Consider the following 26,419-nt stretch of genomic DNA (forward strand, 5'->3'; position numbering starts at 1 on the left):
TGTATTCGTTAATATGTTATTATTTTACACGGCGGGGGGCGTAAAACAAAGAAAAAGCCGTTTTTTTTGATAGATTTTCTATTTCTATCTTCACCAAAAATTCAGAAAAAAATACCCGGCACCAAAAGATTTTCAGCATGAAAGAAGGGATGCTTATGTACCAGCCGTATTTATTTTTGTTGCTGCTTTTAGCGATCGGATTTGCGGCAAAAAACCAATCGTTAATCATTTCTGTTATCGTGCTACTTGTCCTGAAAGTGGCAGGGCTGGATGCGAAAATTTTTTCAACCGTCCAGTCGAAAGGGATCAACTGGGGCGTCACCATTATTACGATCGCCGTCCTTGTGCCGATTGCAACCGGACAGATCGGCTTTAAAGATTTGTATGAATCGCTCAAATCGCCGTATGCATGGATTGCACTTGCATCCGGTATCATTGTCGCGCTTCTGGCCAAAAACGGTATCACCCTGCTTGCGAGCGATCCGCAAATTACGACGGCGCTCGTGCTTGGCACCATTCTCGCCGTTTCTTTGTTTAAAGGGGTTGCGGTCGGGCCGCTGATCGGCGCCGGCATTGCCTGGATGGCCATGAAAATCGTCGAATGGGTGACAAACAGTTTTTAGCCGGGTGGAATTTGCTTAAACATGTAAAAACCGTTGGAAGAAAGATTTTTCAACGGTTTTTCTCCTGCTGCTACAGAAGGGCATATGCTAAAATCAAAATGATTGCCAGCACGGCTGCGAAAGCGCTATACTAAAAGAAGAAATTTGGCTTTTTTCTGTACCAATGTGTTTGAAAATTGTTTATAATGATTTATGTAAGCGGGCGCATGTACGTCAAAAAATAGACAAATATAATTATTATATTATAATAGAGTATGTGATCGCTTGCATATTGCCGGCCGGCAACCGTTATTTATTCCGCAGAAAAATATATACCCCGAAATCAACTTATCTACGTTTGAGATGGGGGAAACAACCTTAAGGAGAAGGAGAGATAAGCATGACAGCAACAAGAGGTCTAGAGGGGGTCGTTGCAAGTGAAACTTCAATCAGCTCGATCATCGATGACACGCTTACATATGTCGGCTACGGCATTGATGATTTAGCAGAAAAAGCCAGCTTTGAAGAAGTCGTCTACCTGCTGTGGCATTTAAAACTGCCGACAAAATCCGAACTGGAAACATTTAAGCAGGAACTGGCGGATCATATGGAATTGCCGAAAGAAATTTTGGATAGCTTTAAAACTTACCCGATCGGGAAAGTGCACCCGATGGCCGCGCTCCGTACCGCTGTTTCCGCACTCGCGCTTTACGATGATGAAGCAGATGCAATGGACCGGGAAGCAAACTTGCGCAAAGCCATCCGGCTGCAGGCAAAAATACCGGCAATTGTTGCCGCTTTCGCAAGGGTCAGGAAAGGCCTAGAACCTGTCGCACCGCGCAGAGATCTCGGTTTTGCCGCAAACTTCCTGTACATGTTAAAAGAAAAGGAACCGGAACCGATTGAAGTGGAAGCCTTTAACAAAGCGCTTGTACTGCATGCGGACCATGAACTGAACGCATCCACTTTTACTGCACGCGTTTGTGTTGCGACGCTTTCCGACATCTATTCCGGCGTTACCGCTGCAATCGGCGCATTAAAAGGCCCGCTCCACGGCGGCGCAAATGAGCAGGTCATGAAAATGCTCACGGAAATCGGTTCGGTCGATAAAGTGGAAGATTACCTGCATGAAAAATTCATCAACAAAGAAAAAATTATGGGTTTTGGCCACCGCGTTTACAGAAAAGGCGATCCGCGCGCAAAACACCTGAAAAAAATGTCGGAAAAATTGACAGAGCTGACCGGGCAGCGTAAATATTATGATATGTCGGTAAAAATTGAGCAAATTGTCACGAGCGAAAAAGGCATTCCTGCCAATGTAGACTTTTATTCTGCATCTGTCTATCATTGCCTCGGCATTGACCATGACCTGTTCACGCCGATTTTTGCCGTCAGCCGCATTTCCGGATGGATCGCCCATATTTTGGAACAATACGCCAACAACCGGATTATCCGCCCACGCGCGGAATATATTGGCCCGGGCATGCGCCAGTACGTTCCGCTTGAAGACCGGTAACGGGACCTTGGCGGGGAACCATCCCGGCTGAATTTATCCGTTATTTTCTTAAAACGCCCGCCCGTTCCTGGAAGTATTTGGGGATGGGCAAGCGTGCATCTGGTGGGGAAGGACCGGCTCAGGACCATGCGCGGGGCCGGTTCATTCCGTGTACACCACAAGTATAAACTGATATTGGGACTGGAGGAGATTTTGAAATGGCACAAGGAGAAAAGATCACCGTAGAAAACGGCGTATTAAACACACCGAATCACCCGATTATTCCATTTATCGAAGGGGACGGCACCGGCCCTGATATTTGGGCGGCTGCACAGCGCGTATTGGATGCGGCTGTTGAGAAGGCCTATAAAGGCGAAAAGAAAATTGTCTGGAAAGAGGTCTATGCAGGGGAAAAAGCGTTCAATAAAACAGGGGAATGGCTGCCGCAGGAAACGCTTGACACGATCCGCGAATATTTCATTGCCATTAAAGGGCCATTAACCACTCCGGTCGGCGGCGGGATCCGTTCGCTGAATGTTGCGCTGCGCCAGGAACTCGACTTATTCGTCTGCCTGCGCCCTGTCCGTTATTTTGATGGCGTCCCTTCCCCGGTTAAACGCCCGCAGGATACCGATATGGTCATTTTCCGCGAAAACACGGAAGACATTTATGCCGGCATTGAATATCAAGAAGGTTCACCGGAAGTGAAAAAAGTCATTTCGTTTTTGCAAGATGAAATGGGCGTGAAAAAAATCCGCTTCCCGGAAACTTCCGGCATCGGCATCAAACCGGTATCGAAAGAAGGAACGGAACGGCTGGTGCGCGCTGCGATTAACTATGCGATCAAAGAAGGGCGCAAATCCGTTACGCTGGTACATAAAGGCAATATCATGAAATTTACGGAAGGCGCGTTTAAAAACTGGGGTTACGAACTGGCGGAAAGGGAATTCGGCGATAAAGTCTTCACCTGGTCCGAATACGACCGCATTAAAGAAGAAAAAGGCGCGGATGCTGCCAACCAGGCGCAGAAAGAAGCAGAAGCAAACGGCAAGATCATTATCAAAGATGCGATTGCCGATATCTTCCTGCAACAAATTTTGACCCGTCCGCGCGAATTTGACGTCGTCGCAACGATGAACTTAAACGGCGACTACATTTCGGATGCGCTCGCTGCACAAGTCGGCGGCATCGGGATTGCCCCTGGCGCGAACATCAACTACGAAACCGGCCATGCCATTTTCGAAGCGACGCACGGAACGGCACCGAAATATGCCGGCTTGGATAAAGTGAACCCTTCATCCGTTATTTTGTCGGGTGTTTTGATGCTTGAACATTTGGGCTGGAATGAAGCGGCAAAATTGATTATCGGTTCGATGGAAAAAACGATCGCATCCAAAGTGGTCACATACGACTTTGCCCGCCTGATGGATGGCGCAAGAGAAGTCAAATGCTCTGAATTTGGCGATGAACTGATTAAAAACATGGGGAAATAACGGACAAATGATTTACGGCAAGCCGGCTGCCTTTTTACAGCCGGCTGACATTTAAACAAAGGGGGCTCGTCATGCTGAAAAGGAAAAAAATATCGGTCATTGGCGGCGGTTTTACAGGGGCGACAACGGCGTTTCTGATTGCCCAAAAAGAACTGGGGGATGTGGTGCTCGTTGACATCCCGCAAATGGAAAACCCGGTAAAAGGGAAAGCCTTGGACATGTTTGAAGCATCCCCGGTACAGGGGTTTGATGCAAAGATCACCGGCACGTCCGATTATGCAGACACAAAGGATTCCGATGTTGTCGTCATCACGGCGGGCGTTGCGCGCAAACCGGGGATGAGCCGGGACGACCTTGTGCAGACAAACCAAAAGATCATGGAAAACGTGACAAAGGAAATTGTGAAATACTCGCCAAACGCCGTGCTGATAGTACTGACGAACCCGGTTGATGCAATGACCTACACGGTTTATCAAACATCCGGTTTTCCGAAAAACCGCGTAATCGGCCAGTCGGGTGTGCTCGACACGGCAAGATTCCGCGCTTTCGTCGCAGAGGAACTGGACGTCTCCGTCAAAGACGTTACCGGTTTTGTGCTCGGCGGCCATGGCGATGAGATGGTGCCGCTCGTCCGTTACGCTTACGCAGGCGGCATTCCGCTCGAAACATTACTTCCCAAAGAGCGCCTCGATAAAATTGTGGAACGGACAAGAAAAGGCGGCGGGGAAATCGTGAACCTGCTTGGTAACGGCAGTGCTTATTATGCGCCCGCAGCAGCATTAACGGAAATGGTGGAAGCCATTGCCAAAGATCAGCGCCGCATCCTGCCTGCCGTTGCTTATCTCGAAGGCGAATACGGCTACAACGGCATTTATCTCGGCATTCCGGTCATTTTGGGCGGCAACGGCCTTGAAAAAATCATCGAACTCGATCTGACACCGGAAGAAAAAGCAGCGCTTGACAAATCCGCCGCCTCCGTCCGGAAAGTCATGGATGCCCTCGCATAAACAGAAAATCCTGCTCCAAATCCGCATGAAGGGTTTGGGGCTTTTTTTCGCGTCTGATCCTCTAAAAATTGCTGGAAAAGGTGATGATCGCGCCTTTTTTAGCGGCAATATTTCATTTATTTTTTTAAAAGCGCCGCGATTTTTCCTTTGCGCCGAATCATGGTAAAATGGGGAAAGGAATATGAACGGATATTCTCCATTTTTCCGGGAGGTTTTGGTTTTGAAAAAATTGATTTTAATTGATGGAAACAGCATTGCCTATAGGGCGTTTTTTGCTTTGCCGCTTTTGAACAATGACAAAGGCATACATACGAATGCGGTTTACGGCTTTACGATGATGCTTTCCAAAATATTGGAAGAGGAAAAGCCGACGCATATTTTGGTGGCGTTTGATGCCGGCAAAACGACCTTCCGCCACGAAACATACAGCGAATATAAAGGAACGCGCCAAAAAACTCCGCCGGAACTGTCCGAACAGTTCCCGCTGATTCGGGAACTGCTCGATGCCCACGGGATTGAACGGTACGAACTGGAAAATTACGAAGCGGATGACATCATCGGCACCCTGTCGAAAAAAGCGGAAGAAGAAGGGTTTATTGTGAAAGTCATCTCCGGCGACAAAGATATGACGCAGCTTGTTTCGCCGAAAACAACGGTAATGATTACGCGTAAAGGGATCACCGATATGGAAGCCTACACGCCGGCGCATGTCGAGGAAAAATACGGGTTAACGCCGCATCAGATCATCGACATGAAAGGGCTGATGGGCGATTCATCCGATAACATTCCCGGCGTGCCGGGCATCGGGGAAAAAACAGCCATTAAGCTGTTAAAACAGTTCCCGACGGTGGAAGAGCTGCTTGACCATATCGGGGAAGTATCCGGGAAAAAACTGCAGGAAAAATTGGAGGCGAACAAAGAACAGGCGCTGATGAGCAAAGAACTCGCCACCATTCACCGTGACATTCCGCTTTCCATTTCCATTGAACAGGCGGCATACAAGCACGCCGACCCGGAAAAATTACGGCATTTGTACCAGGAATTGGGCTTTAAATCAATGCTTGAAAAAATGGGCGGGGACACCCCGACGGAAGAAAAACCGGCACTGGAAGCCATTTCTTTTTCCATTGCCGAAGACATTACGGACAACTTGTTTGCCGATGTTTCTTCTTTTTATGTGGAGATTCTCGATGAAAATTACCATACTGGCGAGATCATCGGGTTCGGTTTAAAAAACGAAAAAGGGCTCTTTTTCCTCCGGGCGGAAGACGCACTTTCTTCCGAAGCGTTCAAAAAATGGGTGGAAGATGAAAGCAAAATCAAACACGTCTACGATGCAAAGCGTTCAATTGTCGCTTTGAGACGGTACGGCATAGACCTGCGTGGGACCGACTTTGACTTGCTGCTCGTTTCCTATCTCTTGAATCCTTCCGATACGGTCGAAGATTTTGCCTCGGTGGCAAAAACGCATGATTATGGGAACGTGGAAACGGATGAGGCTGTCTACGGAAAAGGCGCGAAACGGAAGCTGCCCGAGGAAAAACGGTACGCCGAGCATATTTCCCGGAAAGCGGAAGCGATAGATGCCCTTTGCGAACCTTGCACAAAAGCGCTCAAAAACAACGGCCAGCTTGAACTGTTTGAACAACTCGAGCTCCCACTTTCCCTTATTTTGGCGGATATGGAATACACCGGCGTGAAAGTCGATACCGACCGGTTAAAAGAAATGGGCGAAGAATTTAAACTCCGGCTTCATGAAATTGAGCAGCGGATTTACAGCATGGCCGGCACTGAATTCAACATCAATTCGCCGAAGCAGCTTGGCGTCATTCTTTTTGAAAAAATGGGGCTGCCTGTCATTAAAAAAACAAAAACGGGATACTCCACGTCTGCCGATGTGCTCGAAAAACTGGAGCCTGCCCACGAAATCGTCAGGGAAATCCTTCATTACCGGCAGCTTGGGAAACTCCAGTCCACCTATATTGAGGGGCTCTTAAAAGTGGTCCACCAAGATGGCAAAGTCCATACGCGTTTTAACCAAGCATTGACGCAGACCGGCCGCCTCAGCTCGACGGATCCGAATTTGCAAAATATCCCGATCCGCATGGAAGAAGGCCGGAAAATTCGTCAAGCGTTTGTCCCGTCGGAAGAAGGCTGGCTTATTTTTTCATCGGATTACTCGCAGGTGGAATTGCGGGTGCTCGCCCATATTTCCGGCGATGAAAAGCTGATTGAAGCGTTCCGCGAAGGCATGGATATCCATACGAAAACGGCGATGGAAGTTTTCCATGTGAAAGCGGAAGAAGTAACGTCTGAGATGCGGCGCCAGGCAAAAGCGGTCAACTTCGGGATCGTATATGGCATCAGCGACTACGGGCTTTCGCAAAATCTCGGCATTTCCCGCAAGGAAGCCGGCGAATTTATCAAACGGTATTTTGCGTCCTACCCGCGCGTTAAGGAATATATGGATGAAATTGTCAGGGAAGCCAAGCAAAAAGGCTATGTCTCCACCCTTTTAAAGCGGCGGCGTTACTTGCCGGAAATTACAAGCCGGAATTTCAACTTGCGCAGCTTTGCTGAAAGGACGGCCATGAATACACCGATCCAGGGAAGTGCAGCTGATATTATTAAAAAAGCGATGATCGATATGGCAAAAAGGCTGAAAAAAGAAAAACTGCGGGCGCGGCTGCTGCTGCAGGTCCATGACGAGCTGATTTTCGAAGCGCCGGAAGAAGAGATTGAAGTGCTGAAAGAAATTGTGCCGGAAGTGATGGAGCATGCCGTAGATCTTGCCGCTCCCCTGAAAGTGGATTCCGCATACGGGCCGACCTGGTTTGATGCAAAATAGCTGCAGGCAACAAAGAAAGGAAAGAGGAATCAAGCATGCCGGAACTACCGGAAGTGGAAACGATACGAAGAACGCTGGCACAGCTCGTTGCCGGCGAAACGATTGAAAGCGTAACGGTGCTTTTGCCAAAAATGGTCAAAAAGCCGCTTCACACAGAGGCGTTTGCCGATGCTCTGGCCGGTGAAACGATCCGTTCGCTCGGGCGGCGCGGCAAATTTCTCATTTTTTACACGGACCATTACGCGCTTGTCTCCCATTTGCGCATGGAAGGACGGTACCGGGTTTATGACCAAAATGAACCGGTTGAAAAGCATACGCATATGATTTTTCATTTTCAATCCGGAAAGGAACTAAGGTATAAAGACGTCCGCAAATTCGGGACGATGCATTTGTTTTTAAAGGGGGAGGAATTGTCCTCTCTCCCGCTTTCAAAACTCGGCCCTGAGCCGTTATCCGATGCGTTTACGGAAAAATATTTATACGACAAATTAAAGAAAACGGAACGCAATATCAAAACCTGTTTGCTCGATCAGACGGTCATTTCTGGGCTCGGGAATATTTATGTGGACGAAGCCTTGTTCCGTGCCCGCATCTATCCGGAGCGGAAAGCAAAGTCACTGACAAAAAAAGACGTACATCTTTTACACAGCGAGATCGTCCAAACGTTGCAGGAAGCCGTTGAAAAAGGCGGCAGCACGGTCCGTTCCTATGTGAATTCGCAAGGGCAGATGGGCATGTTCCAGCTCGAGCTGTATGTTTACGGCCGGAAAGGGGAGCCGTGCCGGAAATGCGGCACCCCGATTGAAAAGATGGTTACAGCAGGCCGCGGCACCCATTACTGCCCGAATTGCCAAAAGAAACGCAGATAACAGGTTGAACATTGGCCAGGCCCCCTCCATACACTAATAGCAGCGATGCAAAACGGAAGGGGCGATGGCCGTGGGTTTCCGGCTTTCGATTTTGCTATTGGCATTGGCGGTCAGCATGGATAATTTCAGCACAGGTTTTACATACGGGCTGCGGAAGATGAAGATTCCGCTTAAGTCCCTCCTCATCATCGCCGTTTGTTCGGGGGCGTCTTTATTTCTTTCCGTGCTGTTCGGGAAGAGCCTACTCCATTGGATTCGCCCGGAAACGGCAAACCGGATTGGCGGCGTGATTTTAATTTTGATCGGGGCATGGGTGATGGTCCAGTTTTTCCGGTCAAACGACGAAAAAGAAGAACCCGGGGAAAAGGTCGTGCTCAACTTTGAAATCCGCTCATTGGGCGTCGTCATCCATATTTTGAAAAAACCGACGAGCGCGGATTTTGACCGTTCCGGGGCCATTACGGGAATCGAAGCGGTCATGCTTGGGATTGCGCTCTCGCTCGATGCATTCGGTGCCGGGATCGGTGCGGGCATCATGGGCTACTCCCCGTTTCTGCTCAGTTTCCTTGTTGCCGGCATGAGCTTTTTGCTTGTCTCTTCCGGCATCCGGCTCGGCATGCTGTTTTCCCGGCTGCAATGGATCCGGAAAATTTCCTTTATACCAGGTGTTCTCCTCATTTTGATCGGTATATGCAAGTTTTAACAAGGCAGGTGGGAGTATGGCAAAGATTATCGGCTTAACAGGCGGGATTGCAAGCGGCAAAAGCACGGTGTCCAATATGCTGAAAACAAAAGGGTTTACGATTGTCGATGCGGATATTGCCGCAAGAAAAGTGGTCGAACCCGGCGAACTTGCGTATGAACAAATCATTGAAGCGTTCGGCGAAGGGATTTTGCTGCAAGATCTCACGCTTGACCGGAAAAAACTCGGGGCACTCATTTTTGCGGATGAAGCACTCCGGATGAAACTAAACAGCATTGTCCACCCTGCAGTCCGGGCCTGGATGACGCGGGAAAAGGACCGGGCAATTGAAAATGGGAAAAAAACTGTCTTTCTGGATATCCCGCTTCTTTTTGAAAGCCGGCTTACCTATATGGTTGAACGCACCATCCTCGTTTACGTGGATGGAGAGACGCAGTTAAAGAGATTAATGACCCGAAACGGCCTTTCAGAAAAAGAAGCGCAGATGCGGATCCGGGCGCAAATGCCGCTGAGCGAAAAAAAGGCACTGGCGGATGCGGTGCTCGACAACAATGGCAGCCTGGAGGAAACAAAACAGCAGCTTGAAAAAATCGTGTCAGATTGGCAGCTCGTTCCATGATGGGTACATCATGGTTTTTTTTATGCAAAAATAGGGGAATAACGCTACATAACTTTTAAAATATGATATACTAATTGATGAATAATGGATTAAAAGTATGTCATTTATTATTCGAAGGAGTTGTCTGCACTGTGGAAACAAAAATTGCGATTAATGGTTTCGGCCGCATCGGCAGAATGGTTTTCAGAAAAGCCATGATGGATAACGCTTTAAATATTGTGGCGGTGAATGCCTGCTATCCGGCGGAAACACTGGCACATTTGATTAAATATGACTCCATCCACGGCGTATTTCCCGGAGAAGTGGAAGTGGAAGAAGAGGAAGCACTCATTGTGAACGGCAAACGCATCCGGCTTTTGGCGGAACGCAATCCGGCCCAACTGCCGTGGGGAAAAATGGATATTGATGTGGTAATTGAAGCAACCGGAAAATTCAATGCAAGGGAAAAAGCCGCGCTCCATCTTCAGGCAGGCGCGAAAAAAGTACTGTTGACAGCGCCCGGGAAGAATGAAGATGTCACGATTGTTTTAGGGGTAAATGAAAACGTTTTAGATATCGAGCGGCATCATATTATCTCGAACGCTTCCTGCACCACAAACTGCCTGGCACCGGTCGCGAAAGTACTTGATGAACAATTCGGGATCGTAAACGGCCTGATGACAACAGTCCATTCTTATACGAATGACCAGAACAATATCGACAATCCGCATAAAGATTTAAGGCGTGCCCGGGCCTGTGGCAAATCGATCATTCCGACGACAACCGGGGCGGCAAAAGCGTTAGGCCTTGTTCTCCCGCAACTGAAAGGGAAACTACACGGCATGGCGCTGCGTGTTCCGACCCCGGATGTATCGCTAGTGGACCTTGTCGTCGATTTGAAAAAAGAAGTGACGGCGGAAGAAGTGAATGATGCATTTAAGGCGGCGGCGAAAGGCTCGCTGCAAGGCATTTTGGACTATACAGAAGTGCCGCTCGTTTCTTCGGATTATACGACAAATCCGTACTCGGCCATTGTCGACGGCTTATCCACGATGGTCATGGATGGAAGCAAAGTCAAGGTGCTGGCCTGGTACGATAATGAATGGGGCTATTCTTGCCGCGTCGTACAACTGGCACAGCTCGTCGCGGAAAAAATGGAAGAAACCGGGAAAATCAATATTGCCTAAGCCGAACGGAGCAGCACCAGCCTGCTCCGTTTTCGTTACCAGTTTTCAGAGCCGCGCCGGAGGATGACTTGTGCGGGACGCTGACGAAATAGAAGTGTAAACCTTTCTATTCTATTGATGGATAGATGAAAAGTGAGGACTTTTCCGGATATACAAACAGAAGATACATCCAATATGTTCTGCATGTATAAATTTCTTTCGGGAATAGGATAAACCTTTCTGTTGTCTATTCGCCTTCTTTTATATATGATGGTAGTAAGAATGTATCAGAACGGGGGGTTCATATGAAATGTCCGTCTTGCCATAGCAACAATACGCGTGTGATCGATTCAAGGCCGGTGGACGAAGGCCGTTCCATCCGCAGAAGGCGTGAATGCGAAGACTGCTCGTACCGCTTCACCACGTTTGAAAAAGTGGAAGAAACCCCGCTCATTGTCGTGAAAAAAGACGGCAACCGCGAAGAATTTAACCGTGAGAAAATTTTGCGCGGGCTGATTAAAGCGTGTGAAAAACGGCCTGTGTCGCTGGACCAGCTTGAAAAAATCTCCATGGAGATCGAAAAAGAAATCCGCAGGCAAGGATATACAGAAGTCAGTTCCACCCTGATCGGGGAAATGGTGATGGACAGGCTGTCGAAAGTGGATGAAGTGGCCTATGTCCGCTTTGCTTCCGTTTACCGCCAATTTAAAGACTTGAATGTTTTTCTCGATGAACTGAAAGAATTGCTCAACAAGAATGCTTAAACGGAGTGCCTTTTATGAAACCGATTTGGAATGAAATACAGCCAGCTGACCGTTATCGTGCATCGTCAAACGGCCTGCTTCAGGACTACGATCAAAAGGTCATTTCGCTCCTGTACCAGCCGTTAATCGGGCCGCAATGTTACAGCCTGTATATGACATTATGGAATGAAGTGGAAGTCGGCCGGCTCTGGTCCGAAGACTGGAACCATTACCATCTGATGAGCTTTTTATCCATGAATTTGTCTGAAATTTACGAAGCCCGGCTGAAGCTTGAAGGCATTGGGCTTTTGAAAACATATATGAAACAAACGGACGACATCCGCATGTTTATATACGAACTGCAGCCGCCCCTGTCCCCGGAACAGTTTTTCAACGACGGTTTGTTAAATGTTTTCCTGTACCGGCAGCTCGGCAGAACACATTTCCAGCGGTTGAAACACTTCTTCTCCGACCGCGCCGTAGAACCGGGTGAGTACCGGGACATCACCCGCTCATTCCAGGATGTGTATGCCGCAAAAATCGGCCCCGAAGTGCTGAATGAGGCGGAAGCGCAGCAACTCAGCCGGCTGGAAGAAAACCGCCGCTATATCGAAAAAACCGCCGCCCCGGTCATAAAAATCGAAAACACCCATTTTAATTTTGACCTTTTATATGCAAACTTACGTGATGAACTGATTCCGCTGCGTGCCATTACGCCGGAAGTCAGAGAAGCGATTGTGAAGCTTTCATTTTTATACGGTTTAAATGAGCTGGACATAAAGAAAATTTTGCTCCAGGCATTGACGGCAGACTTGGAAATCCGGGTGGAGGATTTGCGGAAAATCGCGCGCAGCTGGTACCAGATTGAACATCATGACGAACTGCCACGCCTTGTTGACCGCTTCCAGCCAGAAGCGGATGCGAAAGAACAAAAAGAGCCGGAAAACGATGAGGAGAAATTCCTCCGCTACCTGGAAACGACTTCTCCGAGACAAATGCTGATCGATTTTTCGGGCGGCAGCGAACCGGCGAAAGCAGATCTTGCCGCCATTGAAGAAGTCATGTTTGCCCAGCAGCTTCCCCTTGGGGTTGTAAATGTACTAATCCAATATGTTTTATTTAAAACCGATATGAAGCTGTCGAAAAATTATTTAGAAAAAGTGGCTTCCCACTGGGCGCGCAAAAAACTGAAAACCGCCAAGGAAGCGATGGCGTTTGCCAAAAAAGAAGACCGCCAGTACAAACAATGGCTGAACAATAAAGAGAAGAACGGCACCGGACGGAGAAAGCCGGTCCGGGTTGAAAAGCTGCCGGACTGGTTTAAAAAAGAAGACCAAAAAACCACTGCGACCGCGGTCCAAGCCGATGGCGAGTCAATGGAAGAAAAAAGAAAAAGGCTTGAAAAAATACGTGAACAATACAAGAAAGGGTGAAGGCGGTGGAAAACATAAATGAGACACTCAAAAGGCTTTCATCCAATCCTAGTTTCCGCAAGCGTTATGAAGAAATGAAGCAGGAAATCATCACGCATCCCGACATCCGCGCTTTTTTGGATGCACACCACGGTGAAGTCACAAAATCGATGATTGAAAAAAGCTGGATGAAACTGTACGAATTCATTTCACAGGAAAAAAATTGCAGCCGGTGCAAAAGCCTTGGCGAATGCGTGAATATGATGAAAGGGTATGTGCCGGAACTCGTTATTGAACATGGCAATATTGAGATCCACTATAAAAGGTGCCAGAAGAAAATATTGGAGGATGAGCGCAATAAAACGCGCAGGCTGATCCAAAGCATGCACATGCCGAAAAAAATATTGGAGGCGTCCTTTGGTGATTTTTTCCTTGAACAAATGGGGCGTCTTGATGCATACGATTTTGCGCATCGCTTTGTCCGTGAATACGAGCCGGGCAAAAAAATGAAGGGACTATATTTATACGGCAATTTCGGCGTCGGCAAATCGTATTTGCTTGGTGCAATTGCGAACGAGCTGGCGGACCGGAAACAGGTCTCTTCTTTAATCGTGTATGTGCCTGAGTTTTTCCGCGAAATGAAGGACTCGATCGGCGACCACTCCACCGGGGAAAAGCTGGATACGGTGAAGCAAGTGCCCGTATTGATGTTGGATGATATCGGTGCGGAAACGAACTCGAGCTGGACGCGGGATGAAGTGCTCGGCCCGATTCTCCAATACAGGATGCAGGAAGACCTTCCCACTTTTTTTACATCCAATTTCAGCTATGAGGATTTAGAGTACCATTTCACTTATACCCAGCGCGGGGAAAAGGAAGAATTGAAAGCAGCGCGCATTCTCGAGCGCATCAAATATTTAAGCGCCCCTGTCCGGATGGAGGGGCCGAACCAGCGGGCCTGACCCTTGCATGAGGGGGCCCGCTTTTTTCATTTCGTAACGCTTTCCCGTCTTCTATTTGCTGATGCCGCTTCATATACATAAGGTAAAGCAAACGAGAATGTTTTACCGTACAGGGGGGGCTTGGATTGGAATTCCTGATCAGGGACAAGGATGATGCATTATGGATAAAAGCATATTTTGCAAAGGAAAAACGGCGCACTGTGAAAATCCGGGAAGCAGTGCTGCATGGGAAAATACATTATGTTGTGGAAGCGGCCGGCAATAAACAGGAACTGCAGGCAGCCGTTGCAAATTTCATCATGAAGAAAAAAAGAAACGAGTGGATTTGTAACCAACTGAAACAAGCCTATTTTTTTCAGGCGGAAGAAGAGCAAAACCGGATACTCGAAATCGTAGACGGCATGCTGAAAGGAGAGCGGCCGGAGCTGACGGATCTGGCGGGTGAGATCGACGAACGCGCCGCTATTGAAGGAGCGGTCGCACCGCTGGTTGGCGAATCGTGCACATTGCCGCTCGCTTCCGTGCTGACGTTCCGCTTAAAAGGCTATTTTGACTGTCTTGACCGATACATCGGCATTGCGATTGACGAATACAAAATGGAACAGGAATACCAGATTTTTGTGCAAAGCCTTAGGGATTACTTAAAGCAAAAAGAACCAAAAAGGGAAAAAATAAAGCTTTGCCTCGGGGAACAGGTGAAATTTTACAACGGCCAATTCCGGGAAATGACGAGGGAAGAACTGAACGGATTGATTGACCGCAGGCTTCTGTCCAACCACCCTGTCTATATTGACTCAGTCACAATTGCACCGCTTTTATCGATTGCGCCCAGCCGGATTGAAATTTATACGGATACGCCGGACCAGGCTTTGATTCGTACGATATGCAATATTTTTGAAGAACGGGTGGCCGTGAAAAGCCGGATGCATTTTATGCACGATCAATTCGCCGCCAGTGAATAAAAAGGGGGCTTGAACCGGGGGCAAATGCAGCACGGCAACAAAATCAATCGCCATCCCTTGATTTTTTCATTGCAAACTTCTATAATTACTTACATAATCAATTGGAAATGAAAAAGTCAATGTGATGACGAGGACAACAGGATTCTGTTACCGCCTTTCAGAGAGGAAAGCCTCAGGCTGCAAGCTTTCCGGCACGGACAGGATGCTTACCGCCTCCGAACTTCAGTCGTGAACAAAATCAGTAGCGGCTGACGGATATTTCCGTTATCATACTCAAGCCGCGCGTAAAGACGTGCGGAAATGAGGGTGGAACCGCGTGTACAAAACTCGTCCCTTGCCGGGGGCGGGTTTTTTATTTTTTGGCTGTGTTTTCGTGCGGACGTGCTCGTACGGATGCCTGCAAAAAGCAGCCTCGTGCAGGCCGCCCGCGTGACAGCTTAATTTTTAAAGGAGTGGGACATATGGCAGAGATCGTAAAAATCACTTTTCCAGATGGTGCTTTAAAGGAATTTCCATTTGGAACAACAACGGAAGAGATTGCCCAATCGATCAGCCCGGGCCTCAGGAAAAAGGCGCTCGCCGGCAAACTGAACGGCAAACTGCTCGATTTGCGCACACCGATTGAAGAAGACGGCGCAATTGAAATCGTCACCCCTGAGCATGAAGATGCGCTCGGAATCTTGCGCCACAGCACGGCACACTTGATGGCACAGGCTGTCCGCCGCCTGTATGGCAATGTCAAGTTTGGCGTCGGCCCTGCAATTGAAAACGGATTTTACTACGACATGGATCTTGAAGTGTCGCTCACGCCGGAAGACTTGCCGAAAATTGAAAAGGAAATGAAAAAAATTGTTGCGGAAAATCTTGAAATTGTCCGCAAAGTCGTATCCCGTGACGAAGCCAGAAAAATATTTGCACATGATGAATACAAGCTTGAACTGATTGATGCGATTCCGGACGAAACGGTCACGGTTTATGAACAGGGCGAATTTGTTGACCTGTGCCGCGGCGTCCATGTGCCATCAACCGGAAAAATTAAGGAATTCAAGTTATTAAACATTGCCGGTGCATACTGGCGCGGCGACAGCAACAACAAAATGATGCAGCGCATATACGGGACGGCTTTCTTCAAGAAAGAAGATCTCGAAGCCCATTTGAAATTCCTGGAAGAAGCAAAAGAACGCGACCACAGGAAAATCGGGAAAGAACTCGAACTTTTCACGAACTCGCAAAAAGTCGGACAAGGCCTGCCGCTCTGGCTGCCAAAAGGCGCAACGATCCGCCGCACCATTGAACGGTATATTGTCGACAAGGAAGTCAAACTCGGCTATGACCACGTCTATACGCCGGTGCTTGGCAGCGTGGACCTGTATAAAACGAGCGGCCACTGGGACCATTACCAGGAAGATATGTTCCCGGTCATGAAAATGGACAATGAAGAACTCGTGTTGCGTCCGATGAACTGCCCGCACCATATGATGGTGTATAAAAATACGATCCACAGCTACCGCGAATTGCCGATCCGGATTGCCGAACTCGGGCTCATGCACCGTTATGAAATGTCAGGTGCGCTCTCCGGCCTGCAACGGGTGCGCGGCATGACATTGAATGATGCCCATATTTTCGTGCGTCCGGACCAGATTAAAGAAGAATTCAAGCGCGTGGTCGAACTGATTCTTGAGGTATATAAAGATTTCAACATTACCGACTACTCGTTCCGCCTGTCGTACCGTGACCCGGAAAATACGGACAAGTATTATGATGATGATGAAATGTGGAACAAGGCACAGGCGATGCTGAAAGAAACGATGGATGATTTTGGTTTTGACTATTACGAAGCGGAAGGCGAAGCCGCATTTTACGGCCCGAAGCTCGACGTCCAGGTCCGCACGGCGCTTGGCAAAGACGAAACATTGTCAACCGTGCAGCTTGACTTCCTGCTCCCGGAACGGTTTGACCTGACGTATGTCGGGGAAGACGGTAAGCCGCACCGCCCGGTTGTCATCCATCGCGGCGTTGTCTCGACAATGGAACGGTTTGTCGCTTATTTAATCGAGGAATACAAAGGGGCGTTTCCGACATGGCTTGCGCCGATTCAAGTACAAGTGATCCCGGTATCACCGGATGCCCATTATGACTATGCGCGGAAAGTCCAAGAAGCGCTCAAGGCGGAAGGGGTCCGCGCTGAACTTGATGCCCGCGATGAAAAATTGGGCTACCGGATCCGTGAAGCCCAAGTGCAAAAAATCCCGTACGCGCTCATTGTCGGCGACCAGGAAGCCACAGACAATGCGGTCAATGTTCGCAAATACGGCGAGAAACAAACGGAAACGGTGCCGGTGGACACATTCCTCAGCAAGATAAAAGAAGAAATAAAACGGTAAAACAGACAAGAAATCACGCACCCTAAAGGACCACAAAAAGGTTTGCAGGGTGCTTTTTATTATATAATAGAGGAAAAAATGGGTTGGCACAGGGGAAGGGGACGGAGCCTAATGGACTTATTTCGGAATCGTCATTTTAATGCGTTGTTTTTTGGCAGGCTGTTCACCAATATCGGGGATAGTGTTTATTATATTGCGATGATGTGGATGGTTTTAAAATTAGGGGGGAACTCGACGGTTTATACCGGATTTGCCGGATTCTTATTTTCAATGACAGAGGTGCTGAGTTTATTTTACGGCCCGGTTCTTGATAAAATAAATGCAAAAAAATTGCTGGTTACAGCAAGCTTTTTACAAGCCGGCTTACTGCTTTTTCTTGTTGTTTTAAGCAAGTCTGGCATCATGAATGTCTGGCTGCTGTTGCTTTCCATCCCGGTTCTTTCGTTTTTATCGGAACTGACTTACCCGTTAGAAAGCGTATTATTGCCGAAAGCCGTGGAAAAGAAAGATCTCGTCAAGGCCAATTCACTCATGTCCATTGCATATAAGGGTTCGGATTTTTTCTTTAATGGGATTGCCGGGTTTATCCTCGCCGCTTTCTCGATGTCGATGGTGCTCGGGATGAATTCGCTTCTTTTTATACTCTCATCCATTCTGTTTTTGTTTTTAAAAGTACAGGTAAAAAGAAGCAAGCAAACCGGGAGCGTACGGGAAGAATGGCAGGCGTACAAACGGGATTTTAAAGAAGGCCTATCGTTTGTCAAACAGCCTTTCATCTTGCAATTATTAATCCCCTTGCTGTTTTTAAACTTTTTTTTCGCAATTGTAATGGTCGTATTGCCTTCTTTCGCCAATACTGCGGGCGAAGGCGCTTCATCCTACGGCATCATGACAGCGGCTTTGGGTTTAGGGGCTTTGGCGGGAGCGGCAGGCGCGGATAAAATCAGCCGGATATTTCCGTTTGGCAAAATATTGGCTGCAGGCTTTTTGCTCTCCGGGTTGTCCTGGCTTTTCATGATTTTATTGAGCAATGTTTCGATATGGTATGTTTATACGCTTATGTTTATTTCCGAGTTATCTATTGGTGCCATCAATGTTTTGTTTTCTGCCATATTTCAGCAATTGCCTGATGAACAAATGTTAGGGCGGGTCAATACCATCAACGTGAGTTTGCTATCGCTTGCGATGCCGGCAGGATCATTGATCGGCGGCGTGATGGCCAAGATCACTTCTGTCCAGCTTACCATGAGCTTTTTTGGAATAGGGTTGTTTGTCCTGGCACTGTTTTATATGGGAAGCGGAAGAATGAGAAAACTGCCAAAAGTTGTGGAGATTGACCATACGTATGTGAAATTAAGTAGATAAAAAAGGAGATAAATGGAAGGTACAACCATCATTCAGAAAAATGGATTGAAACCGGTGGCATGGTTAGGAGGGGAAAATGAAAAATTGATTTACATTTGATCCAATTTCCGTTCATTTTATATAAAATGCCGCTCTCTTGCCTACCGAAAAAAGCATGTAAATAGATGCTCAGGCTTGATGTAAAAGCTTTATTTTTAGAAGCTTTTGTTTCAACAAAGACAAGCATTTTCATTAAGCACTTCAGAGAGGAGACCAAAAAAACACTTGCGATTTCTCTGCCGTTTTGATAAAATAACGCATGTTGAGCCAAAAAAAGTTAAACAGATTTTCCGGGATTCTTGCAAATTGACATGGATACGGTAAAGTGATACAATAATTGAGTGAAATTGAATATAAGTTTGTGAAAAGAAGGAGCAGCCCGCTTCTCACCTGTTGACGCAATGGTGCAGTTGTCAGGTATCTATCAATGATCGTGATCATAAGCGCGGGTGTGTTCCCTGCGCTTTTTTTCGTGTGCAGTACGTTCAGGGCTTTTTCGCAAGCGAAATATTCACACGTTTGTTTGAAATTATCTTGGAGGTGGCTCATTATTAGCAAAGACATGATGGTGAACGAAGGCATTCGTGCCCGCGAAGTCCGTTTAATCGGCCAAAACGGCGAACAGATGGGAGTTAAATCCCGGAACGAAGCATTGGAGATTGCGGCACGTGCCAACCTTGACCTTGTACTTGTTGCGCCAAACGCAAAACCGCCTGTTGCCCGCATCATGGACTACGGAAAATACCGTTTCGAGATGCAGAAAAAAGACAGGGAAGCACGGAAAAAGCAAAAAATCATTAACGTAAAAGAGGTTCGTTTGAGCCCGACCATCGAAGAACATGACTTTAATACAAAACTCCGCAATGCCATTAAGTTTTTGGAAAAAGGCGATAAGGTAAAAGCCTCGATCCGTTTTAAAGGCCGCGCCATTACCCATAAAGATATCGGGCAGCGCGTCCTCGACCGGTTTGCAGAAGCATGTGCCGAAGTCGCCACGGTCGAATCCAAACCGAAAATGGACGGACGGAGCATGTTCTTAGTGCTCGCACCAAAAACAGAGAAGAAGTAACGTCAACTTAAGGAGGACTAATCATGCCAAAAATGAAAACACACCGCGGCTCTGCCAAGCGTTTTAAGAAAACCGGCTCCGGCAGCCTGAAACGTTCCCACGCTTACAGAAGCCATTTGTTCGCAAATAAAGTGACAAAACAAAAACGCCAGCTGCGTAAATCAACGCTTGTATCCGAAAGCGACATGAAACGCATCCGCCAAATGCTCGACAATCTGTAAGAAAACAAAGCTTTCAATTAGGAGGAAAAGATTATGCCACGTGTAAAAGGCGGTACAGTTACCCGCAGACGACGCAAAAAAGTTCTGAAATTAGCCAAAGGTTATTATGGTTCAAAACATACATTATTTAAAGTTGCCAATCAGCAAGTGATGAAATCCTACATGTATGCGTATCGCGACCGTCGCCAGAAAAAACGCGATTTCCGCAAACTGTGGATTACCCGTATTAACGCTGCGGCAAGAATCAATGGCCTTTCCTACAGCCGTTTGATGCACGGTTTGAAACAGGCAGGCATTGAAGTGAACCGCAAAATGCTTGCCGACCTCGCTGTGAACGATGCACAAGCATTTGCCGAACTGGCAAACAAAGCAAAAGCAGCATTATAATCAAAAAACAGAGCTTCCGGCATGCCGGGGGCTCTGTTTTTTAAAAAAAGCATTATAAATTTTCCGTCTGCTGTCTGATTTCTTCCTGGTTCAAAGTTTCGTTTGTAGCTTCCAAATTGGCATGTTCGTCCACTGACTCGCCCGGCTGAAATTCTTTTTGGTCGGATGCGATTGTCATTTCAGGCTCTGCCGGAATTTTTGGCATCTTTTTCGTCATTTTAACCAAGAATAGTCCCCCTTCTGGTAAAAAATTTCCGGATTCCCGGAAAAAAGTAAAAACCTGTTTTAGTTTGATATAATCATGGAAGAACTATACGAGGAGCGATTTCAATGGATGATGTTTTAAAGGTAAAATTATTGCATCCTGATGCACAACTGCCGCAAAGGGCCAATCCTGGAGATGCAGGGTTGGATTTATATTCCATCGAAGAAAAAAACATTGCACCGGGGGAAGCGGAACTGATCCGTACCGGCATTGCCATCGAGCTGCCGCGCAGAACAGAGGCGCAGGTCAGGCCGAGAAGCGGGCTCGCTTTAAAACACAGGGTCACCGTTTTAAACAGCCCGGGTACGATTGATGAGGGGTACAGAGGAGAAATTAAAGTCATTTTAATCAACTTTGGAAAGACGCCATTCAAAGTTGAAAAAGGGATGCGAATCGCCCAAATGATTATCGCACCCGTCATGTCTGTCACCGTAAGTGTTACGGAACAGTTAGCAGAATCCGAAAGAGGGGAAGGCGGGTTCGGATCCACTGGGATTGCCAAAATAAATGAAAAATAAAATTTCTTTTCATGAGATTTTTTCAACGAAATTTAATCTGTGCATGGTATAGTGGTTCCTGAGCAATTAGATCCGAATAACGAGGAATCCTATGAACAGTTTAATACACTTTATAAAAGAGCATGCATTTGAACTGGCTGCAGTATTGTGTTTTGCGCTCCCGCCTGTTGGTCTGTTTATCATGCTTGTATTCAGCCTTTCGGAACTGTACAGGCATATCAAAAATAAACGGTTGTTTTCATCTTCCCCTGTCTCCTTTTTCTTTCTCTGTCTTTTGGCAGCAACCACCGGAGCGGCTGTGCAAATGGGAGAACCGCTCCTTCTTGCTGAAAGCTTAAGGATTTTGTTTTACTGGGGAATTTTCCTTAAAATTATGGACAGCGGAACAAGGGGCAGATTCAAGCATTTCCGCTGGATTGTGATCGGCTGTGGCCTTTATGGTATTTTCATTGGCTGGCTTCCAAAAATGTTGTCGGATGACCCAGTGCTGGCATTTCTGACCGGCACGGAGCTGTTCGGTTTTAAACATTACAACAGATTAATCGGCAGTACTTACAATCCGAATTTCACGATGTTTCTGCTACTGATCGGGATTTCATTTCTGTTTGCGGAGATGCTGAAAGACGCGGGCAAGAAAGACTGGAAAAACTTGATTTGGAAATGTATCCCGCTTTTTTTCCTTAGTAAAGGCGTCTTTGATACTGGATCACGGGCCGGTTTTATTTCGATGATATGCATTTATTTTATTTTCTTTTTCAGATGGAATAAATGGATTTTTGGAGGCGGGCTTCTGTTTCTGGCGCTCGGAGCAGGCAAGCTTGCGGCGGTCATCCCGAGAGTTCATTCCATTGAAGGTTCTCTAACGGGCAGGGAAAAGATCTGGTATCATTCCTATAAAATTTTTGAAACCCACTTTTTGTTTGGCACAACACCACTTGGTTTCGGGAAAGTATATGCCAGCCTGTTCCATAAAAATATTTACCACGCCCATGATATTTTTATCGGTTTTTTTGTCGAATACGGGGCAATTGGCGGTATTGCTTTTCTTGCTGTGTTAGCCATGGGGGTGTGCAAATTGGGCAGATTATTTTTCATAAAAAGAAATTATCGTTACTTGAACATTTTTCTGCTCAGCCTGCCGGTAATCGTCCTGACCGGCTTTCTCGATGAACCAGTTTTCTCTCCCCAAATCGGGATGCTGGCAGTAGTGCTTTTATCCTACTGGGAGCGGTATTCAAAGCGAATGTTTCAACCGCATGTCGCGTTTTTAAACAGGCTGAACGTCAAACACAACATATTAAAACGGCAGCTTCCCAAACCGGAACTGCAGTCTATCAGCCGGGCCATCACGGGAGAAATAAAAGCGATTGAATCCGTGGTCCATGAAACGGCAGAGCCATTTGAAATCTGCAAAAAAGAAGTCAGGAACAATCGGGGCAAACCGGACGAAAAAACGCCGGACAAAGAGCTGAGTGATAAAACACCGGATAAAGAAAACGAATAGAGGGACAAGCATATCTGTCGTGTGAAGTGGCACTGCATGATCAAACTTGCTTTCCAACAGGCAAAAAACGTCCCTACAGATGTTTTCAGGAGCGTTTGCAGATTTGCCGGCTAGCTGTTCAAGATAGGTTGAGGATGGGGAATCCGTTCAAAGTGGAAAAAGGGTTACGAATTGCCCAAATGACGATCGCGCCCTGGAAACGGTTAGCTGAACCCAAAAGAGGGAAAGGCGAATTCGGGTCCACAGAATAGGCTGCGGGAGAGGACATGGACCGAGCCATTTCTAAACGGATTGGAACCGGTAAAAGAATGAAAATGGGCCTGCGTAAATGTTCAAGAACAGGATCAAGAAAAAATGCGTCTCATTTTTAAAATGGATTGTCGCATACTATACTAGTATAGTAACCAAAAAAAGAGTGATAAAAAAATGACGTATCCACGATCTTTTTCACATATCGGCCTTTCCGTTCCTGATTTGGACAAAGCCGTTCAATTTTATACCGAGGTGATGGGCTGGTACGTGATCATGGAACCATCTGAAATTAAAGAAGACGACAGCGCCATTGGCATCATGTGCAAAGATGTTTTCGGCTCTGGCTGGGGGTCGTTCCGCATCGCACACTTGGCAATGGGCGACGGAACAGGTGTTGAAATGTTTGAGTTCAAAAACAATGAAACACCTGACAATAACTTCGAGTACTGGAAAACGGGCATTTTCCATTATGCCGTCCAGGATCCGGATGTAGAAGGCCTCGTGGAAAAAATAAAAGCGCACGGGGGTAAACAACGGATGCCGATCCGTGAATATTATCCGGGGAAAAAGCCTTACTGGATGGTTTACTGCGAAGATCTGTTCGGCAACTTAGTGGAAATTTACAGCCACAGTTATGAATTGACATATTCAGAAGGCGCTTATTAAGGAGGAACCGGAAATTGAAAGGATGGCTTATCGGGAAACCTGCAAGCATTGACGACCTCACATGGGGAGAAGTGCCGGATCCCCGTGCAGGTGAAGGACAGCTTGTTGTGAAAGTGATGAGCACCGCTTTAAACCCGGTTGACTACCAATTGATTGAATCCGGCAATCCGAACTGGGTGTATCCGCATATAACCGGTGTCGATCTTGCGGGGGAAGTTGTTGAAGTTGGCCCGGATCCGTCTGGTTTTAAAACAGGTGACCGGATAGCATGCCACACCGATTTGAACCGGAAAGGGGCATTTGCACAATTTGCGGCCATTGATGCAAATGCAGCCGCAAAAATCCCTGATGGCGTTTCTTATGACGAAGCGGTAGCTGTGCTTTGTGCCGGGATGACCGCATATCAGGCAGTGGTGCAAAAATTAAACCATACTGACAAGCAAACGATTTTGATCCATGCCGGCGCCGGCGGAGTTGGCGGATTTGCCATTCAGCTCGCGAAAGAACTCGGGTTAAAAGTATTCACCACCGCTTCCGCCGCCAATCACGAATGGGTCAAATCGCTCGGTGCAGATACAGCGATAGACTATCATACAGAAGATGTCACAAAAAGAATCATGGAAGAGACGGACGGGGAAGGGGTGGACCTGATATTGAACACTGTCAGTTCCGCCGAAGCGACCGAAGATTTGAAGCGGCTCGCTTTTTCCGGCCAGCTCGCATATATTGCAGGCGCCCCGGACTTATCCGGCATAAAGCCGTTCACGCTTGCGCCATCGATTCATGAAGTCGCCCTCGGTGCAGCCCATGCGAGCGGCTCCGTCCGGGCAAAGCAAAACCTGGCTTTTATGGCGGATGAATTGATGCAGCGTGTGAAAAAAGGGACGCTGAATCCGATGGTCAACCAAGTGCTCCCGCGTGAGGAACTGCCGGCCGGTTTGAAAACCTTAAAAGGCCGCCACGTACGAGGAAAAATCATTGTCAGAATGCATGAAGCATGATTCTAAAAGCGCCCGCTGCCGGACTTGCGGGTACCCCAAGCGGGAACATTCCTGATTTTTGCCGGATTTGATCCATTCCCATTCAAATATGAACATCAAAACAGGCAGTGTGGTCACATCTTGCATGTTGATCACACTGCCTGTTTATCGTCAGCTGACTTTAAATTTATTCATTTCGGTATCCAGCTTGCCAGCCAGCTCTTGCAATTCTTTCGCTGATTGTGAAATAATCTCTGTAAAGGCCCGCTGTTCCTGGCCGGAAGCAGACATCTCTTCGGAACTTGCCGCAAAATTTTCAACTGTAGAAGTTATCTCCTGAATCCGCTTCGAAATTTGTTTTGATTTTTCGTTGATCGTTTCAATCCCTTCTGCGGTATGCTGAAAACTGCCAACAATGTTGCTGTAAGTATGTTGAATCTGATGAAAAGCAGCTTCCGTTTTGTGGAACGCATCTTTTTGTTCATGTATAAAGGCGTTTGCTTTGCTAATATTTTCAACAGCTGCATTCGACTTTTTCGTTGTCGTGGCGATCAGGTCTTTAATTTCCCGGGCTGCTTTTGATGATCCTTCCGCCAGTTTGCGAATTTCGCCGGCAACAACCGCAAAACCTCTTCCGGCATCCCCGGCCCGGCTCGCCTCAATGGAAGCATTCAATGCAAGCAGGTTCGTCTGTTCTGCAATGGAAGTGATGACATTGACAAATGCCTGGACCTGGTCGATCATCCCGCTCAGTTCTGTAATAGACTCGTTTGCCGTCGCTGTGATTTCAATATTTTGATCTATTTTTTTGAACTGATGGTCAATCGTATTCTGCCCTTCTTTTACGGCGTCAAGCGAAGCAGCTGCATGTTCTGCCCCGTTGGCAGCTTCCTGCGTAATGGTTTCAATGAGATTGATCACCTCGTTTAAAGTTTTATTGATGTCATGGACGGTTTCCGACAGCTGGCTGTTCCCTTGCGCAAATTCATCAATGGAAGAGGCTACTTGATTGATAGATTGAAAACTTTCTTCCGTTCTTTTTGAGAGGGTATCCGTATGGGTAGCGACCTTTGATGAAAATTCCTTCAACCGTTTGGCCACTTCTTTTAAAGAGATTCTCGTTTGCCTGAGCGCCCTGGCAAGCTTGCCCGTTTCATCCTGAAAAGACTGAATTTTATCGAAAGACCCATTTTCTTCCCGTAAATCAAGTGCCGCTGTCTGTTCTGCCAGTTCGGCCGTTTGCAGGATCGGTTTTGAGATTACCCTACCCAGTATGTATGAAAGAATGATACCGATGATAAGGGAAATGAAAAGACCGATTAAAACATTTGTCGGTATGATTGCGATTCCGGCCGGGGGCACGTGGTTTCCGGTGCCGCTGTTTCCCTTGCCGATATTTCCGTAAACCGATGCCCCAATATTAATGGCAATCACAATCACAGAGTTGAGCACTGAGAGCATAATGATCTTGAATGAAATCTTTTTAACATTCTTTAACATAACGATCCTCCATCATTTAAATCTGTATGTAGTGTAGAAAAAAAGACTTAAAAAAGATTTAATCTTTTTGTTGCTTGCGGAATCCCTAATAAATTGATCGGCAAAAGGAGAAAAATTTTAATGGGGAAAATAAAATAAAGTAAAATTTTCCCCTGCTTTTAAACAATCAAGGAAAGGCCCAATGGCGAAAAACAGCGGGAACCCTTTTGGAAAAGGGATCCCGCTGTTTTTCAGCTTCCGATGGGTACATCAGCCTTTGTATTTTTTAATTAAATCAACAAATGCATCTGTAAATGATTGCAGGAACCGGACTGTGCCTTCATTCACAATTTTTCCGTTTTCATCAAACAGTGCAGTAACATTGCCGATATAAGCTTCAGGCTGCTGGAGGATTGGCATGTTCAGACAA

The 26,419-nt window shown here is 47.0% G+C and carries 24 protein-coding genes, 1 pseudogene and 2 other annotated features; of the genes and pseudogenes, 22 read left to right on the forward strand and 3 right to left on the reverse strand.

The window, feature by feature from the left end; translation table 11 throughout:
* Window positions 1–155: 155 nt before the first annotated feature.
* The 18 genes from P9687_RS04280 to rplT all read left to right on the forward strand — a co-directional run bounded on the left by P9687_RS04280 (window position 156) and on the right by rplT (window position 20,325).
* A complete protein-coding gene (locus P9687_RS04280) occupies window positions 156–623 on the forward strand; it encodes a DUF441 domain-containing protein (RefSeq protein ID WP_014097750.1) in 468 nt (155 codons plus the stop codon).
* Between the two features lie 379 nt (window positions 624–1,002).
* Window positions 1,003–2,118, forward strand: a complete 1,116-nt coding sequence (gene citZ, locus P9687_RS04285) for a citrate synthase (protein ID WP_014097751.1) — start codon at window positions 1,003–1,005, stop codon at window positions 2,116–2,118.
* A 197-nt stretch (window positions 2,119–2,315) separates the two neighbouring features.
* The gene (gene icd / locus P9687_RS04290) at window positions 2,316–3,590 is read left to right on the forward strand and encodes an NADP-dependent isocitrate dehydrogenase (RefSeq protein ID WP_014097752.1); all 1,275 of its coding nucleotides are present in this window, start codon (window positions 2,316–2,318) and stop codon (window positions 3,588–3,590) included.
* Between the two features lie 71 nt (window positions 3,591–3,661).
* The gene (mdh, locus tag P9687_RS04295) at window positions 3,662–4,597 is read left to right on the forward strand and encodes a malate dehydrogenase (RefSeq protein ID WP_014097753.1); all 936 of its coding nucleotides are present in this window, start codon (window positions 3,662–3,664) and stop codon (window positions 4,595–4,597) included.
* A 181-nt stretch (window positions 4,598–4,778) separates the two neighbouring features.
* Window positions 4,779–7,445 carry a DNA polymerase I gene (gene polA / locus P9687_RS04300; protein WP_052123268.1) on the forward strand — a complete coding sequence of 889 codons (2,667 nt, stop codon included), beginning with the start codon at window positions 4,779–4,781 and terminating at the stop codon, window positions 7,443–7,445.
* 35 nt (window positions 7,446–7,480) lie between these two features.
* Entirely contained in the window at window positions 7,481–8,314 is an 834-nt protein-coding gene (mutM, locus tag P9687_RS04305) for a DNA-formamidopyrimidine glycosylase (RefSeq protein ID WP_035188402.1), read from the forward strand.
* A 64-nt stretch (window positions 8,315–8,378) separates the two neighbouring features.
* Window positions 8,379–9,017: a sporulation membrane protein YtaF gene (gene ytaF / locus P9687_RS04310; protein WP_014097756.1), complete on the forward strand. Its 639-nt coding sequence runs from the start codon at window positions 8,379–8,381 to the stop codon at window positions 9,015–9,017.
* Between the two features lie 16 nt (window positions 9,018–9,033).
* Window positions 9,034–9,636, forward strand: a complete 603-nt coding sequence (gene coaE / locus P9687_RS04315; RefSeq protein WP_035188400.1) for a dephospho-CoA kinase — start codon at window positions 9,034–9,036, stop codon at window positions 9,634–9,636.
* Between the two features lie 131 nt (window positions 9,637–9,767).
* Window positions 9,768–10,802, forward strand: a complete 1,035-nt coding sequence (locus P9687_RS04320; protein ID WP_035188398.1) for a glyceraldehyde-3-phosphate dehydrogenase — start codon at window positions 9,768–9,770, stop codon at window positions 10,800–10,802.
* A 284-nt stretch (window positions 10,803–11,086) separates the two neighbouring features.
* A complete protein-coding gene (gene nrdR / locus P9687_RS04325) occupies window positions 11,087–11,545 on the forward strand; it encodes a transcriptional regulator NrdR (RefSeq protein ID WP_013859905.1) in 459 nt (152 codons plus the stop codon).
* Window positions 11,546–11,559: 14 nt separating this feature from the next.
* Window positions 11,560–12,957 (forward strand): replication initiation and membrane attachment family protein, encoded by a 1,398-nt coding sequence (locus P9687_RS04330; protein ID WP_035188397.1) that lies wholly within the window; start codon window positions 11,560–11,562, stop codon window positions 12,955–12,957.
* Entirely contained in the window at window positions 12,954–13,898 is a 945-nt protein-coding gene (dnaI, locus tag P9687_RS04335; protein WP_026683631.1) for a primosomal protein DnaI, read from the forward strand. The genes P9687_RS04330 and dnaI overlap by 4 nt, the downstream gene beginning before the upstream one ends.
* A 125-nt stretch (window positions 13,899–14,023) precedes the next feature.
* Window positions 14,024–14,860, forward strand: a complete 837-nt coding sequence (locus tag P9687_RS04340; protein ID WP_035188393.1) for a putative sporulation protein YtxC — start codon at window positions 14,024–14,026, stop codon at window positions 14,858–14,860.
* 115 nt (window positions 14,861–14,975) lie between these two features.
* Window positions 14,976–15,198 (forward strand) — a binding site (T-box leader).
* A 123-nt stretch (window positions 15,199–15,321) separates the two neighbouring features.
* Window positions 15,322–17,244 carry a threonine--tRNA ligase gene (thrS, locus tag P9687_RS04345; RefSeq protein ID WP_035188390.1) on the forward strand — a complete coding sequence of 641 codons (1,923 nt, stop codon included), beginning with the start codon at window positions 15,322–15,324 and terminating at the stop codon, window positions 17,242–17,244.
* A gap of 111 nt (window positions 17,245–17,355) precedes the next feature.
* Complete coding sequence (locus P9687_RS04350) at window positions 17,356–18,609, forward strand: MFS transporter (protein ID WP_017551256.1); 1,254 nt, start codon at window positions 17,356–17,358, stop codon at window positions 18,607–18,609.
* 399 nt (window positions 18,610–19,008) lie between these two features.
* Window positions 19,009–19,124: a sequence feature (ribosomal protein L20 leader region), on the forward strand.
* A 71-nt stretch (window positions 19,125–19,195) separates the two neighbouring features.
* On the forward strand, window positions 19,196–19,717 hold the full coding sequence (gene infC, locus P9687_RS04355) for a translation initiation factor IF-3 (protein WP_071646874.1): 522 nt from the start codon (window positions 19,196–19,198) through the stop codon (window positions 19,715–19,717).
* Between the two features lie 23 nt (window positions 19,718–19,740).
* The gene (rpmI, locus tag P9687_RS04360) at window positions 19,741–19,938 is read left to right on the forward strand and encodes a 50S ribosomal protein L35 (RefSeq protein ID WP_014097776.1); all 198 of its coding nucleotides are present in this window, start codon (window positions 19,741–19,743) and stop codon (window positions 19,936–19,938) included.
* A gap of 33 nt (window positions 19,939–19,971) precedes the next feature.
* Window positions 19,972–20,325 carry a 50S ribosomal protein L20 gene (gene rplT / locus P9687_RS04365; RefSeq protein WP_013859897.1) on the forward strand — a complete coding sequence of 118 codons (354 nt, stop codon included), beginning with the start codon at window positions 19,972–19,974 and terminating at the stop codon, window positions 20,323–20,325.
* Window positions 20,326–20,377: 52 nt separating this feature from the next.
* Here rplT and P9687_RS04370 read toward each other — a convergent pair whose 3' ends face one another.
* Window positions 20,378–20,551, reverse strand: coding sequence for a hypothetical protein (locus P9687_RS04370; RefSeq protein ID WP_168986088.1), 174 nt, complete (start codon window positions 20,549–20,551; stop codon window positions 20,378–20,380).
* Between the two features lie 104 nt (window positions 20,552–20,655).
* Here P9687_RS04370 and dut point away from each other — a divergent pair, with 104 nt between their 5' ends.
* The 4 genes from dut (at window position 20,656) to P9687_RS04390 (ending at window position 24,531) form a co-directional block, all read left to right on the forward strand.
* The gene (gene dut, locus P9687_RS04375; RefSeq protein ID WP_035188387.1) at window positions 20,656–21,108 is read left to right on the forward strand and encodes a dUTP diphosphatase; all 453 of its coding nucleotides are present in this window, start codon (window positions 20,656–20,658) and stop codon (window positions 21,106–21,108) included.
* Window positions 21,109–21,199: 91 nt separating this feature from the next.
* On the forward strand, window positions 21,200–22,612 hold the full coding sequence (locus tag P9687_RS04380) for an O-antigen ligase family protein (RefSeq protein ID WP_035188385.1): 1,413 nt from the start codon (window positions 21,200–21,202) through the stop codon (window positions 22,610–22,612).
* A gap of 426 nt (window positions 22,613–23,038) precedes the next feature.
* Window positions 23,039–23,530 carry a lactoylglutathione lyase family protein gene (locus tag P9687_RS04385; RefSeq protein WP_035188383.1) on the forward strand — a complete coding sequence of 164 codons (492 nt, stop codon included), beginning with the start codon at window positions 23,039–23,041 and terminating at the stop codon, window positions 23,528–23,530.
* Between the two features lie 14 nt (window positions 23,531–23,544).
* Window positions 23,545–24,531 carry a zinc-binding dehydrogenase gene (locus P9687_RS04390; RefSeq protein WP_035188380.1) on the forward strand — a complete coding sequence of 329 codons (987 nt, stop codon included), beginning with the start codon at window positions 23,545–23,547 and terminating at the stop codon, window positions 24,529–24,531.
* Between the two features lie 150 nt (window positions 24,532–24,681).
* Here the strand turns inward: P9687_RS04390 and P9687_RS04395 are convergent, their stop codons facing one another.
* Complete coding sequence (locus tag P9687_RS04395; protein ID WP_035188377.1) at window positions 24,682–26,010, reverse strand: methyl-accepting chemotaxis protein; 1,329 nt, start codon at window positions 26,008–26,010, stop codon at window positions 24,682–24,684.
* A 249-nt stretch (window positions 26,011–26,259) separates the two neighbouring features.
* Window positions 26,260–26,419 (reverse strand): annotated as a pseudogene (locus P9687_RS04400) (NADPH-dependent FMN reductase); the annotation flags it as partial.

The sequence above is a fragment of the Weizmannia sp. CD-2023 genome (assembly GCF_036225245.1).
In the GTDB taxonomy this organism is placed as follows: Bacteria; Bacillota; Bacilli; order Bacillales; family Bacillaceae_C; genus Weizmannia; species Weizmannia faecalis.

Coding starts and splice junctions, on each gene's coding strand:
- mdh (WP_014097753.1), top strand. CDS start 3,662: ATGCTGAAAAGGAAAAAAATATCGGTCATTGGCGGCGGTTTTACAGGG.
- dut (WP_035188387.1), top strand. CDS start 20,656: ATGGATGATGTTTTAAAGGTAAAATTATTGCATCCTGATGCACAACTG.
- P9687_RS04395 (WP_035188377.1), bottom strand. CDS start 26,010: ATGTTAAAGAATGTTAAAAAGATTTCATTCAAGATCATTATGCTCTCA.
- mutM (WP_035188402.1), top strand. CDS start 7,481: ATGCCGGAACTACCGGAAGTGGAAACGATACGAAGAACGCTGGCACAG.
- nrdR (WP_013859905.1), top strand. CDS start 11,087: ATGAAATGTCCGTCTTGCCATAGCAACAATACGCGTGTGATCGATTCA.
- icd (WP_014097752.1), top strand. CDS start 2,316: ATGGCACAAGGAGAAAAGATCACCGTAGAAAACGGCGTATTAAACACA.
- P9687_RS04380 (WP_035188385.1), top strand. CDS start 21,200: ATGAACAGTTTAATACACTTTATAAAAGAGCATGCATTTGAACTGGCT.
- rplT (WP_013859897.1), top strand. CDS start 19,972: ATGCCACGTGTAAAAGGCGGTACAGTTACCCGCAGACGACGCAAAAAA.
- P9687_RS04385 (WP_035188383.1), top strand. CDS start 23,039: ATGACGTATCCACGATCTTTTTCACATATCGGCCTTTCCGTTCCTGAT.
- P9687_RS04280 (WP_014097750.1), top strand. CDS start 156: ATGTACCAGCCGTATTTATTTTTGTTGCTGCTTTTAGCGATCGGATTT.
- coaE (WP_035188400.1), top strand. CDS start 9,034: ATGGCAAAGATTATCGGCTTAACAGGCGGGATTGCAAGCGGCAAAAGC.
- citZ (WP_014097751.1), top strand. CDS start 1,003: ATGACAGCAACAAGAGGTCTAGAGGGGGTCGTTGCAAGTGAAACTTCA.
- ytaF (WP_014097756.1), top strand. CDS start 8,379: ATGGCCGTGGGTTTCCGGCTTTCGATTTTGCTATTGGCATTGGCGGTC.
- P9687_RS04350 (WP_017551256.1), top strand. CDS start 17,356: ATGGACTTATTTCGGAATCGTCATTTTAATGCGTTGTTTTTTGGCAGG.
- rpmI (WP_014097776.1), top strand. CDS start 19,741: ATGCCAAAAATGAAAACACACCGCGGCTCTGCCAAGCGTTTTAAGAAA.
- P9687_RS04330 (WP_035188397.1), top strand. CDS start 11,560: ATGAAACCGATTTGGAATGAAATACAGCCAGCTGACCGTTATCGTGCA.
- thrS (WP_035188390.1), top strand. CDS start 15,322: ATGGCAGAGATCGTAAAAATCACTTTTCCAGATGGTGCTTTAAAGGAA.
- polA (WP_052123268.1), top strand. CDS start 4,779: ATGAACGGATATTCTCCATTTTTCCGGGAGGTTTTGGTTTTGAAAAAA.